Source organism: Azospirillum sp. Marseille-Q6669 (genome assembly GCF_965111635.1).
Map to the genome: position 1 here is coordinate 394,240 of NZ_CBCOOP010000003.1, position 15,186 is coordinate 409,425.

The following is a 15,186-nucleotide window of genomic DNA, read 5'->3' on the forward strand; positions in this document are numbered from 1 at the left end:
CTGCACTTTCCGACTGCGAGGCCCGATCCATGAGCGCCCACCCCCACGACGACACGCCCGCCGACGGCAAGACGCAGGCGCGCGTCGATCCGAAGCTTCTGGAGATCCTCGTCTGCCCGCTGACCAAGGGGCCGCTGCGCTACGACGCCGAGCGCGCCGAGTTGATCAGCGACCGCGCCGGGCTGGCCTATCCGATCCGCGACGGCATTCCGATCATGCTGATCGACGAGGCCCGCAGCCTCGACGGGAAGCCGGGGGCCGCCTGATGTCCGACGAGCAATTCGCGTCGGACGCCTTCGGCACCAAGCACTGGCCGGTGGAAGTCCGGCTGAAGAAGGAGGAGAAGCGGCTGGAGGTCGATTTCGACAACGGCCGGACCTTCTCCTACCCGGCGGAGTTCCTGCGCGTCCACAGCCCCAGCGCCGAGGTGCAGGGCCACGGTCCCGGCCAGAAGCAGACCGTTTCGGCCCGCCGCCACGTCGGCATCATGAGCCTGGAGGCCATCGGCCATTACGCGCTGCGCATCGTCTTCGACGACCTGCACGACAGCGGCATCTACTCCTGGAAGCTGCTGTACGAGTTGGGCGAGGACCAGGACCGCCTGTGGGCGGAGTATCTGGCGGAGCTGGAGGCCAAGGGGCTGAGCCGCGACCCGCGCGGCCGGCGCTGAGGCGAGGGCGGGGTGCGGCGTTCCGCCGCGTCCCCGCTTGTTTCCCCCCCCGCTTGTTTCCATGTGGCCTTTCCGGGTGTTCGGGCGCGGCGTGTTGCGCTTTCATGAAAAGGGCGTAGATAACGGCCCATCGACCGTTCCTCCGCCGCAGGATGACCGCCGTGACCGCGACCGACCCGACCGGCGCGACCGCCACCCCGACCAGCGCACCCAACGCCGATTCGACGCCCGCGGGCGGCGCCGGACTGCCCGTTCCCATCACGCCCACGCCAGAGACGGCGCCGAACGAGCCACCCCCATCACCGCCGACGAGGGGCGGCTGGGGCTGGGCGGGAGGCTACGGGCGGCGCGGCAGCGCCCTGCGGCAGAAGCTGGCCGCGCATCTGGCGGCACGGCGGCGCAAGCGGCGCGCCTGGGCGCGCGACATCGCGCGGATCGTGCTGGTGCTGTCGATCATGGCGCTGTGCGCGCTGGCCGTGGAGATCGGGCGCAAGGCGGTCGTCGTGCTCAACCGTGCCGACCTCGGCGCCGTCCATCTGTTCGGGCCGTCTGGCTGAATCGCTTGATGTTCCCTCTCCCCTCTGGGGAGAGGGTTAGGGTGAGGGGGTTGCGCGTGGCGCCACGCCCGGCAAAAGCGCAACCCCCTCACCGGCCCTTTGGGCCACCCTCTCCCCAGAGGGGAGAGGGTTAAAATGGCCGAGTGCAGATGAACTGCCTCTCAGGGAAGAATGACCACATAGCGCTTCGTCGTGGTCTCCAGCACCTCCCACACACCGTCGAAGCCCGGCTCCAGCGTGAAGCGGTCGCCGGGGCCGACGGTCCAGCGGCGCCCGTCGGCGTGGCTGATGGCGCTGGTGCCCTCCAGAATCTCGCAATACTCCCACTCGTTGTAGACGATCCGCCAAGAGCCGGGGGTGGAGCGCCAGACCCCGGCGAAGCGTTTGCCGTCCGCCGACTCGTACTCGTTCCAGGTGGTGAAGACTGGCGCGCCGGACAGGACGCGGTCGGCGGCCGGGCCGCCGGTTTCGGGTTCCACGGCGGGGCGGGCGGGGTCGGTCAGCAGGGCGAAGCTCATCACGGTTTCCCTTTCACCAGGCGGCGAGCAGCGGCGGCAGGCCGTGCAGGCTGTCGATGCGGCGGTAGTTCTCGGTGGGCGGCTCGGCCACCTCGTGCGCCCAGGTGACATGGTAGGGCACATGGACGGCGTGGCCGCCCACGGCCAGCACCGGCAGGATGTCCGAGCGCACGGAATTGCCCACCATGACGAAGCGCGCCGGGTCCACCCCATGGCGGTCGAGCAGGCGGCGGTAGGTGGCCGGGTCCTTCTCGCTGACGATCTCGATGGCGTCGAAGCGTTCGGCGAGGCCGGAGCGGGCGATCTTGCTTTCCTGGTCGAACAGGTCGCCCTTGGTGACGAGCAGCAGCCGGTAGCGGCCGGACAGCCCCTCCACCACCTCCTGCACCCCGTCGAGCAGGTCGACCGGGTGTTCCAGCATCGCCTTGCCGAACTCTACGAGGCTCTGGATGTCCCGCCCGCCGATGCGCCCGTCGGTCAGGTCCACCGCCGTCTCGATCATCGACAGGACGAAGCCCTTGATGCCGTAACCGTAGACGCGGAGGTTCTCGCGCTCGGCCTGCAACAGCCGCCGGTCGATGTCCGCCGGGTCGGCCAAGTGGTTGGCGAGCAGCGCGCGGAAGCGGTCCTGCGTCATCGAGAACAGGGATTCGTTGTGCCACAGCGTGTCGTCGCCGTCGAAGGCGATGGTGTCGATCATGGGAAGAACTCGGTGTCGGACGACGGTCGGGATCACAGGTAGGACGCTCTGCGGCGGCTGTCCAGCGCTCCGTTTCGAACACTGTTTGTTGGTCAACTGCACAATTTGTGGTGCCCAAAAGCTGTGCATTCGTCCATTATTCTTGCATCGGTGATATTCCTACGACAGCTATCGAGAAAGCTCACGGCTCGCATACCCACATGGCGGTGGCGGGTTTGCGCGGGATGAGCAATATTCTTTCTCACAAAGCGAGGGCGCGGCGGCCACTTCCGGCAGGCCCCCTCGGGACCTTCAAAGATAGGATGACCACCATGGCAATCGCTCTGCGCACGGCCCCCGCCGGTCGTACCCTGCGCCCTGCTCCGGTGGCGTATGTGCTGGACAGCGTTCTGGACACGTTCGCCCTGTGGCGGCAGCGCACCATCACCCGCCGCGAGCTGGCTCGGCTGGACGACCGGATGCTGCACGACATCGGCATTTCCCAGATCGACGTCGAAGGCGAGATCAGCAAGCCGTTCTGGAAGGCTTGATGCCGCCGTCACGGCTGCGGGAGACCGCAAGGAAAAGGGCCGCCCCTGTGTAAGGGAGCGGCCCTTTTCGCATCCGGGTCCTGGGGTTTCCGCAAGCGGTCAAAAGAAAAGGCCACTCTTCCCGAAGGAAAAGTGGCCTTTTTCTCAGCCGAAACGCCGCCCGATCAGATGCAGATCTGCTGGAGCGGGGCGAAGCCGTTGAAGCAGACCGCCGAGTAGGTCGTCGTGTAGGCGCCCGTGGCGTGGATGCGCACGCGGTCGCCGGCCTTCAGGTCCATCGGCAGCTTGTATTCGGCGCGCTCGTAGAGCACGTCGGCGCTGTCGCAGGTCGGGCCGGCCAGAACGACGGCCTCGCTGTCGCCCTCCCCATCGTCGCCCATCACCTGGATCGGGTACTGGATCGCCTCGTCCATCGTCTCGGCGAGACCGCTGAACTTGCCGATGTCCAGATAGACCCAGCGCTTCACGTCGTTGGCCGACTTGCGGGAGACGAGGACGACCTCGCTCTCGATGATGCCGGCGTTGCCGACCATGCTGCGGCCCGGCTCCACGATGGCTTCCGGCAGGCGGTTGCCGAAGTGGGTGCGCAGGGACTCGAAGATGGCCTGGCCGTAGGCGGTGGTCTCCGGCACGTCGGTGCGGTAGCGGGTCGGGAAGCCGCCGCCCAGGTTGATCATGCCGAGGTCGACGCCCAGCACCTCAAGCTCGCGGAACAGCTGCGCCACCTGGAAGATGGCGTGGTCCCACTGCATCAGGTCCTTCTGCTGCGAGCCGACGTGGAAGGACACGCCGTAGGGAACGACGTTCATGCCCTTGGCCTTCAGCAGCAGCTCCCGCGCCATGGCGAGGTCACAGCCGAACTTGCGCGACAGCGGCCACTCGGCGCCCTCGCCGGAGGTCAGGATGCGGCAGAAGACGCGGGCGCCGGGGGCGGCGCGGGCGATCTTCTCCAACTCCGCCTCGCTGTCGAAGGCGAACAGGCGCACGCCCAGTTCGAAGGCGCGGCGGATATCCGCTTCCTTCTTGATGGTGTTGCCATAGGAGATGCGCTCCGGCGCGCAGCCGGCGGCCAGCACCATCTGGATTTCCGGGACGCTGGCGGTGTCGAAGGCGGAGCCCAGACGGGTCAGCAGGCCGAGGATCTCCGGCGCCGGATTGGCCTTCACGGCGTAGAAGATCCGGGCGTCCGGGAGCGCTTCCTCCAGGTCGTGGTAGTTCGCTTCCACGACGTCCAGATCGACGACGAGGCACGGGGTCTGCGGGCGCTGCTCTTCGAAAAAGCGCGCAATCTTATCGGTCATCTCAGTCTCCCGGACGCAAGATGAAGGTGTCGGACGAATTGTGAAAAAGCAGGGGCGGAGCGGCCGCGCGCTGCTGACCGGTCAAAAAGAAAAGACGGTCAGGCGCTCAGGCCGCCCATACTGGACTGCCGTGTTGCCTTGCGGGGAAGGACCGGACTGGACAGAACCGGAAAGAGTCGGAGACGGGTGAGCCGGCGCCCACCCACAACAACATGAACCATCGTAACCTCCAAGACGCCGCCTTGCTTAAGGGACGGTCGGGGATCACGCGTTACGTCGTTGCATAACCACATCTCGAAAAGGACGAGGGGCGGGCCAGCGGCACGTGCGCTTGCGAGTTGCGGTTACATAGATCGAACGAGCCGCCTTTTAAAGTGAAAAATGCGGCCGGGCGCAAAAAAGTAGCAAGCGTTACGCAAAGGTAAAAATAAGGAGGAATAACATGGACTTGAGTACGGCCATTCCGGCCTGGGACATGGCGGCCCGGCTGGCCGCGGCGGCGGTTTGCGGCGCGGCGCTGGGACTCGACCGCGAGGTCCGGGGCAAGGCGGCGGGGCTGCGCACCCACACGTTGGTGGCCATCAGCGCGGCGGTGACAACCCTGGTTGCGCTGGAGCTTTACTGGGGCATGGCCGGGAAGGGGACCGGCGGGGGCGACATGGACCCCACCCGCGTCATCCAGGGCATCGCCCAGGCCATCGGCTTCATCAGCGCTGGGGTGATGTTCCGCGCCGGGACGACGGTGCGCGGGGCGACCACCGCGGCGGTGATCTGGATGGCCGGCGCGCTGGGCATCGCCTGCGGGGCCGGATTCTACGTGCTGGCGGGGATGGCGCTGGCGCTCTGCCTTGCCGTGACGATCGTCTTCTCCTACGTCCTGCGCTGGATTCCCGACTCGGTCAAGTCCGAGGACTGACCAGAAGCCGGTGGGCCAGCGCGCCGCCCAGCGCGACCAGCCCGATGGCCGTCATCATGGGAAGCTGGCTGTCCGCGTGGGTGTGCCCGAGCACCACGCCGACCAGCGCCGCCACCGTCATCTGCACGAAGCCGACCAGCGAGGAGGCCAGCCCGGCCATCATCGGGTAGGGGCCAACCGCCCCGGCCATGGCGTTGGGCAGGGTCAGCCCGGCGCCCAGCAGGAAGAGGAAGACCGGGGCGATGACCGCCGCCAGATGCAGCACCCCGCCCAGCGCCAGCGCCACCCCGAGCAGCCCGCCGGCCAGCGAAACCGCCGTGCCGGTGCGGATCATCCGCGGCCCGCCCAGCCGCGCGCTCAGCCGCCCGGCGAGGAAGGACCCCACCGCGTAACCCAGCACCACCGCGCCGAAGCTTGCCCCGAACTGCGCGGGCGTCAGGTGCAGCCGCCCGATCAGGACGAAGCTGGACCCGGAAATGAAGGCGAAGATGCCGCTGTAGGCGAAGGCCACCGTCAACATCTGCCCGACGAAGCCGCGGTCGCGCAGCAGCAGCGCGTAGTTGGCGAACAACCGGCCGGGCTGGAGCGCCGTCTCGTCGCGGTTGGCGTTGGTTTCCCCCATCAGAGCCCAGGTGGCGGCCAGGATCAGGGCGGCGAAGCCGGTCAGCAGCAGGAAGTTGCTCCGCCAGCCGAACCACTCCGTCAGGACGCCGCCGAGGATGGGGCCGGCGGCGGGGGCCAGCGTCATGGCCATTGCCATGTAGGCCAGCACGGTGGCGGCCCGGTCGCGCCCGAAGACGTCGCGCACCACGGCCCGCGCCACCACCGGGCCGCAGCAGGCGCCGAGCGCCTGGAAGAAGCGGGCGACGATCAGGGTTTCGATGTCGTCGGTCAGTGCGCAGGCGGCACTCGCCACCAGATAGATGAGGATGCCGCCGAGCAGGGCGGGCCGCCGCCCGAACCGGTCCGACACCGGCCCGTAGACGAGCTGCGACACCGCGAAGCCGGCAAGGAAGACCGAGAGGGTCAACTGCACCGTGGCGATGTCCGTGTCGAACACGGTGACCAGCGTCGGCAGGGACGGCAGGTAGAGGTCGGTGGACAGCGGGCCGAAGGCGACGAGCGCCGTCAGCAGCACGCGGACGGTCAGGGAATCGGGACGGGGCATGGAGGGAGTCGGGCCGGGAACGATGGGGGAGGCGCACTCTAGCAGAGGCTCGGCGCGACCCCGTCACGGCGTTTCGGCATGACCGTCATTTGCAGGTGAAACCATTTCCGTCCCCTCGCCGCTGCCCTCGCCATAACGAAGCAGCCGCGTGCCGTTGGCCTTCAGCCAGAGGCGGGGCGTGCGCACGTCGCCGGTCAGCTGCGCGCACAGCGTCCAGAAGCGCTGGGAATGGTTCATCTCGCGCAGATGCGCCACCTCGTGCCCCACCACGTAATCCAGCACGGACTCCGGCGTCAGGATCAGCCGCCATGAGAAGGAGAGGCGCCCGGTGGCCGAGCAGCTTCCCCAACGGCTCTTGGTGTCGCGCACGGTGACGGCGGCGACCCGCGCGCCGATCAGTGCCGCCTTGGTGCGCGACCGCTCGGCCAGCTCGCGCCGCGCCTCCGCCATCAGGAAGTCACGCACCCGGCGGGCGACATGCTCCGCCCGGCCGCCGACCAGGATCGCGCCGTCCTCGCGCCGGGTCGCCCCGCGCAGGTCCGGGCTGTGCCGGATGATGTGGTCGATCCCCAGATAGGGCACCACCGCCCCGTCGGCGAAGGGAAGCTGCGGCGGCAGGGCGGCCAGCCGCGCCCGGACCCAGCCGTCGTGCCGCCCGACGAAGCGCAGCGCCTCGGCTTCCGGGACGCCCACCGGGATCACCACTTGGATCAGCCCGCGTCCGGCGTCCACCCGCAGGGTCATCCGGCGGGCGCGGGCGCTTTCCCGCAGCTCCAGCGGCACGGGCAGGCCGGCGACCGCCAGGGCGCGCGGGGCCTTGGGGCGTGGAGCCTGGGTTTTGGCCTGGGTTTTGGAGGGGTGGGATTTGCGGCGGAAAAGCATACCTGACTTATAGCCCGCGCGGCCGGCTTGGGCCAATGGGGGCGTTGTCCTTCACATTCAAACGGAATTTGTCCCAAGTGAGTTTTGCATGTGATATTTGACTCCGATGCCCAAGTGGCCAGATAAGTGTGCTGTAATCTCAGTTTTTGCGGTGAAGTTGTGGTCGAGTATACCAGAAAGAACTCAACCGAAGGTCATATGACTGATCGTGCGATCTGGCTTGAGGCTCTGGTCTCCGCCAACGGCGCCGCTCACGCTCTGCTTGGGCTGGACGCGCGGCTTCTCGTGGTCAACCAGGCTTTTGCCGCGGCCTTCAGCCGGCTGCCGGAGGAGGTGGACGGCAAGGATCTGACCGAGTTGGGCGTTCCGGCGGCCATCGTCTCCCAGGTGGAGGCGCAGGTTCGCCGTGTCGTTCTCACCGGGACTCCGGTGTCGGCCTTCGGCCTGCTGCCCCGGGGCGAAATGGTGCTGAGTCCGGTGCGCGACGCGGACGGGGTCGTGACCGCGGTCGCCGCCATCGCCGACACCAACGCCGCCGCTCTGGCTGCCGCCCGCGCCGAGGCCGAGCGCGCGAAGGCCGAGACCGAGCGGGTCCGCCAGGAAGCCGAGACGGGACGCACCGCCATCGGGCGCTTCCTGTCGGCGGCCAGCCACGACCTGCGCCAGCCCTTCCAGGCCATGCACCTGTTCCACCATCTGCTGATGGGGCGCCTGACCGATCCCGGCGCGCGCGATCTGGGCGAGAAGCTGGAAATGTCGATCGAGGCGGCGGAAGCGCTTCTGCGCGCCCTGCTGGACGTGTCGAAGCTGGAGGCCGGGCTGGTCCGGATGCAGGTGCAGACCTTCCCCATCGACGAGACGCTGGGTCGCCTGCTCAACGAGTTCGCGCCGGAGGCCGACGCCAAGGCCCTGCGCTTCAACGTCCGCCCCGCGGACGCGGAGGTGAGCACCGACCCGGTGCTGCTGGAGCAGCTTCTGCGCCCGATCCTGTCGAACGCCCTGCGCTTCACCGAGTCGGGCGGCGTGCTGCTGGCGGCGCGGCGGCGCGGCGGGGCGCTGCGCATCGAGGTGTGGGACACCGGCCTCGGCATCGCTCCCGCCGACCAGTCGGCGATCTTCGACGACTTCCGCCAACTCGGCAACCCGAACCGCGACCGCCGGCACGGGCTGGGGCTCGGCCTCGCCATCGTCCGGCGCCTCGCGACGCTGCTGGGTTTGACGGTTTCGCTGCGCTCGGTGCCCGGCAAGGGGTCCGTCTTCGCGGTGGACGTCCCGCTGGCGGCGGCGAGCGCCGCGGAACTGCCGGTCGAGAGCAGCAGCGCGGCGTGACGGGGCGGGGAGCCGCCTTTCCTCCTTCCCACCGAACGAACAGAGAGCGCCGTCCTCGCTTGCGCTTGCCGACCCGTCCATCGGCGCCGCGCCGGGCGTCGATGGAGCGCGCATACTTCCTCTGAAGGCCGGGGCCGTTCACGGCCCGCCGGCCCCGGCGTCATGGTCTGGGTGCGCCACGGGCGTGGCCTGGGATCGGAGGGAAGCATGCATCGCAAAGCAGGGTGCCGGCTGGCCGGTTGTCTGGCGGGGATGACGATGGCCGTCTTCGTCGTCCTGCCCGCCGCCGCGCAGACGACGAGCCTGGACTGGGACCAGCGCGGCTGTGTCTTCGGTCCCCGGCCCGGCCTGGACCGGCTGGTGCCCGGCTACAACCCCGGTGCGCAGCCCTACTACTGCCCGCCGCCCGCCGCGCTGTATCCCGCGCCGCCGGTCGCGGCCCCGACGGCGTCGCTCTATCTGTCGGCGCCGAGCCGGTCCTACTGCCTGCTGCGCTCCTCCGGCCTGATGGGGGACAGCCTGTCGCAGATGGCCGGGTCCCTGTGCCGGGACGACTCCGCGCTGTGGGCACTCGCCCAAACATGGCACCCCGAGAGATGACGTAAAGGTGATAGTCCGTACTGATACGTACGGCTGATTGACAGCCTCCCCCTCTGTCCTTAAGGCTTGCAAAAAAGAAACACACATGCGGGGAGGAAAATCATCAATGTCGGCGCAACATCCGCCACCGCCTTAAGTCCCGTTCCATGCCTTACGCAGGATCAACGTTGCAACCGCCAGGAGCGGATGCGGCGCGCCCCTGCGCGCGTGTTCCGGACACGTCACCAAATCTTCACAAGACCGTCGCGGGACCGCAACCCGCGCCCTGCATGTCAGCACATCACGCAATCGATTGGTTCCAGGGAGAGACCACCATGCTGACCCGCCGCAAGCTCGCCGTCTCGACGGCCGCCTTCGCGCTCGCCGCCGGTTTCACCGGCGCCGCTTACGCCCAGCAGAAAACCGTCGTCGAATTCTGGCATGGCCTGCCCCAGCCGCTCGGGGGCCAGCTCGAGCAGGTGGTGAAGGGCTTCAACGACAGCCAGGACAAGGTCCAGGTCAACCCGACCTTCAAGGGCAGCTATCCGGAGACGATGCAGGCGGCCATCGCCGCCTTCCGCGCCGGCAACGCCCCGCACGTCGTGCAGATGTTCGAGGTCGGCACCGCCACCATGCTGTCCGCCGGCCCGGCCATCAAGCCGGTGCACCAGCTGATGAGCGAGACGGGGTCGGGGCTCGACGCCGCGGCCTACATCCCGGCGGTCCGGGGCTATTACAGCTCCAAGGACGGCAAGATGATGGCCCTACCGTTCAACAGCTCCACCACCATCACCTTCTACAACAAGGACGCCTTCCAGAAGGCCGGGCTCGACCCCAACAAGCCGCCGGCGACCTGGCCGGAGGTGGCCGACGCGGCGCGCAAGCTGAAGGCGGCGGGCGTGACCTGCCCGATGACCTTCTCCTGGCCGACCTGGACGCAGTTCGAGCAGGTCGGCGCACTCCACGACAAGCCCTTCGCGTCGGAGGCCAACGGCTTCGGTGGGCTGAACGCCACGCTGAAGATCAACGACCCGTTCTTCGTGAAGCATCTCCAGACGCTGATCGACCTGCAGAAGGAAGGCGCGCTGCGTTACGGCGGCCGCGACAACGCCGCGGACTCGCTGTTCCCGTCGGGCGAATGCGCGATGATCCAGGCCTCGTCCGGCCTGCGCGGGCGCATCGTCAAGGAGGCCAAATTCAATTGGGGCGCCGCTCCGCTGCCCTACTGGCCGGACGCCATTTCCTCGCCGAAGAACTCGATCATCGGCGGCGCCGCCTTCTGGGTGATGACCTCGCCCAAGCGCACCGCTGACGAGTACAAGGCCGTCGCCGCCTTCTTCAGCTACCTCGCCCGCCCGGAGGTGGACGCCAAGTGGCACATGGACACCGGCTACGTCCCGGTGACGCTGCAGGGCTTCGAGATGGCGAAGAAGGAGGGCTTCTACGACAAGAACCCCGGCGCCGAGGTGCCGGCGGAGCAGTTGACCCGCACCGCCACCACGGAGAACACCATGGGGCTGCGGCTGGGCAACCTGCCGGAAATCCGCAACATCATCCAGGAGGAGATGGAGCGGGCGTTCCAGGGCCAGCAGACCGCCCAGCAGGCGCTGGACAACGCGGTGAAGCGCGGCGACACGGTCCTGCGCAACTTCGAGCGCGCCAACAAGAACTGAGCAACACGGGCCAAAACCCGACGTCATATCCCCTCTCCCCCCTGGGGAGAGGGTTAAGGGTGAGGGGGTTGCGCTTTTGCCGGACGTGCCGGAAACGCGCAACCCCCTCACCGGCTCTCAGCGGATGCCCATAGGCATCCGCCTGACGCCGTCAGCGCTGGCCATAGGCCAGCGCGAGAGGCCCTTCGGGCTGCCCTCTCGCCAGAGGGGAGAGGGTTGAAAGGGATTCCATGCAACGTCGCGTGATTTTCGACAACAGGGCGTTGCCCTACCTGCTGCTGGCGCCGCAGGTGGCGGTGACGTTGATCTTCTTCATCTGGCCGGCGGCGCAGGCGCTGTGGCAGTCGGTGCATCTCCAGGACGCCTTCGGGCTGCGCAGCCAGTTCGTCGGGCTGGAGAATTTCCAGGCGGTGCTGAGCGACCCGAACTATCTGGAGACGGTCAAGACCACCATCGTCTTCAGCGCGTCGGTGACCCTCCTGTCGCTGGTCTCCGCGCTGGGGCTGGCGGTGCTGGCCGATGCGAAGATCCGGGCGGCGTCCGCCTACAAGACGCTGCTGATCTGGCCCTACGCGCTGGCGCCCGCGGTGGCGGCGGTGCTGTGGATGTTCATCTTCAACCCGGACATCGGCATCCTGGGCCGCGCGCTGAACAACCTCGGCTACGCCTGGGACTACCGGCTGAACGACGGGCAGGCGCTGACCATGGTCATCCTGGCGGCGAGCTGGAAACAGGTCTCCTACAACTTCATCTTCTTCCTGGCCGGGCTGCAGGCCATCCCGCGCTCCGTGCTGGAGGCGGCGAGCATCGACGGGGCGGGGGCGGTGCGCCGCTTCTGGACGATCACCTTCCCGCTGCTGTCGCCGACCACCTTCTTCCTGCTGGTGGTGAACATCGTCTATGCCTTCTTCGAGACCTTCGGCACGATCCACGCCCTGACCCATGGCGGGCCGGGCAAGGCCACGGAGACGCTGATCTTCCGCGTCTACCAGGACGGCGTGGTCAACCACGACCTGGGCGGCTCCTCGGCGCAGTCGGTGATCCTGATGGTCATCGTCATCGCGCTGACCGCCATCCAGTTCCGCTTCGTCGAGCGCAAGGTGCATTACTCATGAACCGCGACCGCGACACCCCGCGCTCCGGCGGGCGCCTGATGGACATGGTCCCGCACCTGATCCTGATGCTGGGCGTCCTGATCTTCGCCTTTCCGATCTACGTGACGGTCATCGGTTCGACCTGGGACGCCGCCACCATCGGGCGCGGCAACCTGCCGCTGACGCCCGGCGGGGAGATGCTGAACAACTACGCCTCGGCCTGGAGCGAATCGCAGGGCAACCGCGTCATGCACACGCCCGTGCGCATCATGATGTGGAACAGCCTCGTCATGGCGCTGGTCATCGCGCTGGGCAAGATCGCCATCTCGATCATCTCGGCCTACGCGGTGGCCTTTTTCCGCTTCCCGCTGCGCATGGTCTTCTTCTGGATGATCTTCATCACGCTGATGCTGCCGGTGGAGGTGCGGATCATCCCGACCTACGAGGTGGTGGCCAACCTCGGGCTGATCGACAGCTACGCCGGGCTGACCATCCCGCTGATCGCCTCGGCCACGGCGACGCTGCTGTTCCGGCAATTCTTCCTGACCATCCCGGACGAGCTGGTGGAGGCCGCGAAGATCGACGGGGCGGGGGCGCTGCGCTTCTTCGTGGACGTGGTGCTGCCCCTGTCGCGCACCAACATCGCGGCGCTGTTCGTCATCCTCTTCATCTATGGCTGGAACCAGTATCTCTGGCCGCTGCTGATCACCAACAGCGCGGAGATGGAGACGGTGGTCATCGGCATCACCAAGATGATCGGCAACGGCGAGGCCGCGACCGACTGGAACCTCATCATGGCGACGACGGTGCTGGCCATGCTGCCGCCGGTGGCGGTGGTCGTGCTGATGCAGCGTTGGTTCGTCAAAGGCCTTGTGGACAGTGAGAAATAAGAAATGGCAACGGTCGATCTGAATCGGGTCCGCAAGTCCTACGGCGCCGTCGAGGCCATCAAGGGCATCGACATCAGCGTCGCGGATGGGGAGTTCCTCGTGCTGCTCGGCCCCTCGGGCTGCGGCAAGTCCACGCTGCTGCGCATGGTCGCCGGGCTGGAGAGCATCACCGGCGGCGAGATCGCCATCGGCGGGCGGGTGGTCAACAAGCTGGAGCCCAAGGACCGCGACATTGCCATGGTGTTCCAGAACTACGCGCTCTACCCGCACATGAGCGTGTTCGACAACATGGCCTACGGCTTGAAGATCCGTGGCCTGCCCAAGGCGGATATCCAGGCCCGCGTCGCCAAGGCCGCGGAGATCCTGGAGCTGAACCGCTTCCTCGACCGCCGGCCCAGCCAGCTTTCCGGCGGGCAGCGGCAGCGCGTCGCCATGGGCCGCGCCATCGTGCGCGAGCCCGCCGCCTTCCTGTTCGACGAGCCGCTGTCGAACCTGGACGCCAAGCTGCGCACCCAGATGCGCGTCGAGATCAAGCGGCTCCAGGACCGGCTGGGCATCACCAGCCTCTACGTGACGCACGATCAGGTCGAGGCGATGACGCTGGCCGACCGCATCCTGGTGATGAATCACGGGGTGGCCGAGCAGGTCGGCACACCGCTGGAGGTCTACCAGCGTCCGGCCAGCCTGTTCGTGGCCGGCTTCATCGGGTCGCCGCCGATGAACGTGCTGGACGCGCGCTTCGACGCCGCCGGGCAGGGGGTGGTGCTGCCCGGCGGCACCGCTTTCGTCCTGCCGCGCCCGCGGCCCGACATGGCCGGGCGGCCGGTCAAGCTCGGCGTACGGCCGGAGCATCTGGCCCCAGAAAATTTGGGCACGCCCGGCGACGGGCCGCTGATCGTCACGGTCGATCTGGTGGAGGCCCTGGGCGCCGACACGGTGGTCTACGGCCGCCTGCCGGACGGCGAGGGGATGGTGGTCCGAGTCGCCGGCCTGCCGTTCTGCCGCGAGGGCGAAACCCTGCGCGTCGGCGCGCCGCCCGACGCCCTGCACCTGTTCGACTCGGAGAGCGGACGGCGTTTGCCGGATTGAACGGGGTGGGGCGGTTGCAATCGCCCGTGTCCCGTGCCCCACTGTCGATCCGTCATGTCCCGCCGGAAACAAGGATAAGAAACGTCATGAAGCTCTACCTGAAGCCGGGCGCCTGCTCGCTGTCGCCGCACATCGTCCTGCGCGAAAGCGGTCTGGCCTTCGATGTCGCGGCCGTCGACCTCGTTGCCAAGACACTGGAGGACGGCAGCGATTTCCTGGCCGTCAACCCGAAGGGCCAGGTGCCGACGCTGGCGTTCGACGACGGCGCCATCCTGACCGAGGGCGCCGCCATCGTGCAGTGCATCGCCGACCGCGTGCCGGAGACCGGTCTGCTGCCCGCCGTCGGGACGATGGAGCGTTACCGCGTGCTGGAGTGGCTGAACTTCATCGGCACGGAGTTGCACAAGACCTTCAGCCCGCTGTTCCGTCCGACCACGCCGGACGCCTTCAAGGACATCGCCAAGCAGACGCTGACGGCCAAGTTCGCGGTGGTGGAGGCCGGGCTGACCGGCAAGGATTACCTGACGGGTGACCGCTTTACGGTGGCCGACGCCTATTGCTTTACGGTGCTGCGCTGGGCGCCGCGGGTCGGCCTGCCGCTGGACGGCTGCCCGAACATCACCGCCTACATGGCCCGCGTCGCCGCGCGCCCGGCGGTGGCCGCGGCTCTGGCGGCGGAAGGGATCGCCTGACCTCTTGCCGGATGGGGAGAGGCACACCTGTTCGATCCCGAGACAGGCTGGTGATTACCCGAGTAGGCTGCTCAGGCAATCACCAGCAGGGAGGGGGCGAAGACCCCGACGAGCATGAGCGCAACCGACCGCAAACCCGTTCCGCCCTTCCACCTCGCCTTCCCCGTTCGCGACAAGGAGGAGGCGCGCGCCTTCTACGCCGGCCTGCTGGGCTGCGGGGTGGGGCGTGAGTCCGATCGTTGGATCGACTTCGACCTGTACGGCCATCAGGTGGTGGCTCATGTGACGGAGGATGCCGGAACCCGCGCCACCAACCCGGTCGATGGCGAGGACGTGCCGGCCAGCCATTTCGGCGTGATCCTGGACTGGGACGACTGGCACGCGCTGGCCGACAGGCTGAAGGCCGAAGGCGTGCGATTCCTCATCGAGCCGCAGATCCGCTTCAAGGGTCAGGCGGGCGAGCAGGCCACCATGTTCTTCCTCGATCCGAGCGGGAACGCCCTTGAGTTCAAGAGCTTCCAGGACATGGGGCAGATTTTCGCGCGGTGATGCCGGCGGCATGAGTCCATGCCAATCACGCTTGGCCCTCCTCCCCATC

General features: G+C 67.9%; 18 protein-coding genes. 13 read left to right on the forward strand and 5 right to left on the reverse strand.

The features are described 5' to 3' along the window. The first annotated feature begins 29 nt into the window (after nt 1–29). From ACWPXE_RS19200 to ACWPXE_RS19210, 3 genes are all read left to right on the forward strand, one after another. Complete coding sequence (locus ACWPXE_RS19200) at nt 30–266, forward strand: Trm112 family protein (RefSeq protein WP_014238566.1); 237 nt, start codon at nt 30–32, stop codon at nt 264–266. Beyond that, nucleotides 266–670, forward strand: a complete 405-nt coding sequence (locus ACWPXE_RS19205; RefSeq protein WP_109072064.1) for a gamma-butyrobetaine hydroxylase-like domain-containing protein — start codon at nt 266–268, stop codon at nt 668–670. Before ACWPXE_RS19200 ends, ACWPXE_RS19205 begins: the two co-directional genes overlap by 1 nt. A gap of 161 nt (nt 671–831) precedes the next feature. Continuing rightward, nucleotides 832–1,227, forward strand: coding sequence for a hypothetical protein (locus ACWPXE_RS19210; RefSeq protein ID WP_454019048.1), 396 nt, complete (start codon nt 832–834; stop codon nt 1,225–1,227). 161 nt (nt 1,228–1,388) lie between these two features. On the opposite strand, the gene ACWPXE_RS19215 is transcribed toward ACWPXE_RS19210, so the two are convergent. Together ACWPXE_RS19215 and ACWPXE_RS19220 are read right to left on the reverse strand one after the other, a co-directional pair. Further along, on the reverse strand, nt 1,389–1,745 hold the full coding sequence (locus tag ACWPXE_RS19215; RefSeq protein ID WP_454019049.1) for a cupin domain-containing protein: 357 nt from the start codon (nt 1,743–1,745) through the stop codon (nt 1,389–1,391). Between the two features lie 13 nt (nt 1,746–1,758). Continuing rightward, complete coding sequence (locus ACWPXE_RS19220) at nt 1,759–2,445, reverse strand: HAD family hydrolase (protein WP_237904821.1); 687 nt, start codon at nt 2,443–2,445, stop codon at nt 1,759–1,761. Between the two features lie 311 nt (nt 2,446–2,756). Between ACWPXE_RS19220 and ACWPXE_RS19225 the strand changes: the two genes are divergently transcribed. Next, a complete protein-coding gene (locus ACWPXE_RS19225; RefSeq protein WP_014238561.1) occupies nt 2,757–2,975 on the forward strand; it encodes a DUF1127 domain-containing protein in 219 nt (72 codons plus the stop codon). A 164-nt stretch (nt 2,976–3,139) separates the two neighbouring features. Here ACWPXE_RS19225 and ACWPXE_RS19230 read toward each other — a convergent pair whose 3' ends face one another. Then, the gene (locus tag ACWPXE_RS19230; RefSeq protein ID WP_149164406.1) at nt 3,140–4,276 is read right to left on the reverse strand and encodes a type III PLP-dependent enzyme; all 1,137 of its coding nucleotides are present in this window, start codon (nt 4,274–4,276) and stop codon (nt 3,140–3,142) included. A 442-nt stretch (nt 4,277–4,718) separates the two neighbouring features. On the opposite strand from ACWPXE_RS19230, the gene ACWPXE_RS19235 reads away from it, so the two are divergent. Then, nucleotides 4,719–5,192: an MgtC/SapB family protein gene (locus tag ACWPXE_RS19235; protein WP_454019050.1), complete on the forward strand. Its 474-nt coding sequence runs from the start codon at nt 4,719–4,721 to the stop codon at nt 5,190–5,192. Here ACWPXE_RS19235 and ACWPXE_RS19240 read toward each other — a convergent pair. Together ACWPXE_RS19240 and ACWPXE_RS19245 are read right to left on the reverse strand one after the other, a co-directional pair. Next, nucleotides 5,176–6,360, reverse strand: a complete 1,185-nt coding sequence (locus ACWPXE_RS19240) for a multidrug effflux MFS transporter (protein WP_454019051.1) — start codon at nt 6,358–6,360, stop codon at nt 5,176–5,178. The two genes, ACWPXE_RS19235 and ACWPXE_RS19240, sit on opposite strands and share 17 nt — an antisense overlap. Nucleotides 6,361–6,423: 63 nt before the next feature. Next, complete coding sequence (locus tag ACWPXE_RS19245; protein WP_454019052.1) at nt 6,424–7,242, reverse strand: M48 family metallopeptidase; 819 nt, start codon at nt 7,240–7,242, stop codon at nt 6,424–6,426. A gap of 198 nt (nt 7,243–7,440) precedes the next feature. Here ACWPXE_RS19245 and ACWPXE_RS19250 point away from each other — a divergent pair, with 198 nt between their 5' ends. The 8 genes from ACWPXE_RS19250 (at nt 7,441) to ACWPXE_RS19285 (ending at nt 15,137) form a co-directional block, all read left to right on the forward strand. Continuing rightward, nucleotides 7,441–8,571, forward strand: a complete 1,131-nt coding sequence (locus ACWPXE_RS19250) for an ATP-binding protein (RefSeq protein ID WP_454019053.1) — start codon at nt 7,441–7,443, stop codon at nt 8,569–8,571. A gap of 207 nt (nt 8,572–8,778) precedes the next feature. After that, nucleotides 8,779–9,171: a hypothetical protein gene (locus ACWPXE_RS19255; RefSeq protein WP_454019054.1), complete on the forward strand. Its 393-nt coding sequence runs from the start codon at nt 8,779–8,781 to the stop codon at nt 9,169–9,171. A 314-nt stretch (nt 9,172–9,485) separates the two neighbouring features. Next, on the forward strand, nt 9,486–10,823 hold the full coding sequence (ugpB, locus tag ACWPXE_RS19260) for a sn-glycerol-3-phosphate ABC transporter substrate-binding protein UgpB (protein WP_454019055.1): 1,338 nt from the start codon (nt 9,486–9,488) through the stop codon (nt 10,821–10,823). Nucleotides 10,824–11,053: 230 nt separating this feature from the next. Continuing rightward, the gene (gene ugpA, locus ACWPXE_RS19265) at nt 11,054–11,938 is read left to right on the forward strand and encodes a sn-glycerol-3-phosphate ABC transporter permease UgpA (RefSeq protein WP_454019056.1); all 885 of its coding nucleotides are present in this window, start codon (nt 11,054–11,056) and stop codon (nt 11,936–11,938) included. Beyond that, the gene (gene ugpE, locus ACWPXE_RS19270; protein ID WP_454019057.1) at nt 11,935–12,807 is read left to right on the forward strand and encodes a sn-glycerol-3-phosphate ABC transporter permease UgpE; all 873 of its coding nucleotides are present in this window, start codon (nt 11,935–11,937) and stop codon (nt 12,805–12,807) included. The genes ugpA and ugpE overlap by 4 nt, the downstream gene beginning before the upstream one ends. A gap of 3 nt (nt 12,808–12,810) precedes the next feature. Beyond that, a complete protein-coding gene (locus ACWPXE_RS19275; protein ID WP_454019058.1) occupies nt 12,811–13,896 on the forward strand; it encodes a sn-glycerol-3-phosphate import ATP-binding protein UgpC in 1,086 nt (361 codons plus the stop codon). Between the two features lie 86 nt (nt 13,897–13,982). After that, nucleotides 13,983–14,588 (forward strand): glutathione transferase GstA, encoded by a 606-nt coding sequence (gene gstA, locus ACWPXE_RS19280; RefSeq protein ID WP_454019059.1) that lies wholly within the window; start codon nt 13,983–13,985, stop codon nt 14,586–14,588. 114 nt (nt 14,589–14,702) lie between these two features. Next, entirely contained in the window at nt 14,703–15,137 is a 435-nt protein-coding gene (locus tag ACWPXE_RS19285) for a VOC family protein (RefSeq protein WP_349600925.1), read from the forward strand. Nucleotides 15,138–15,186: the final 49 nt, after the last annotated feature.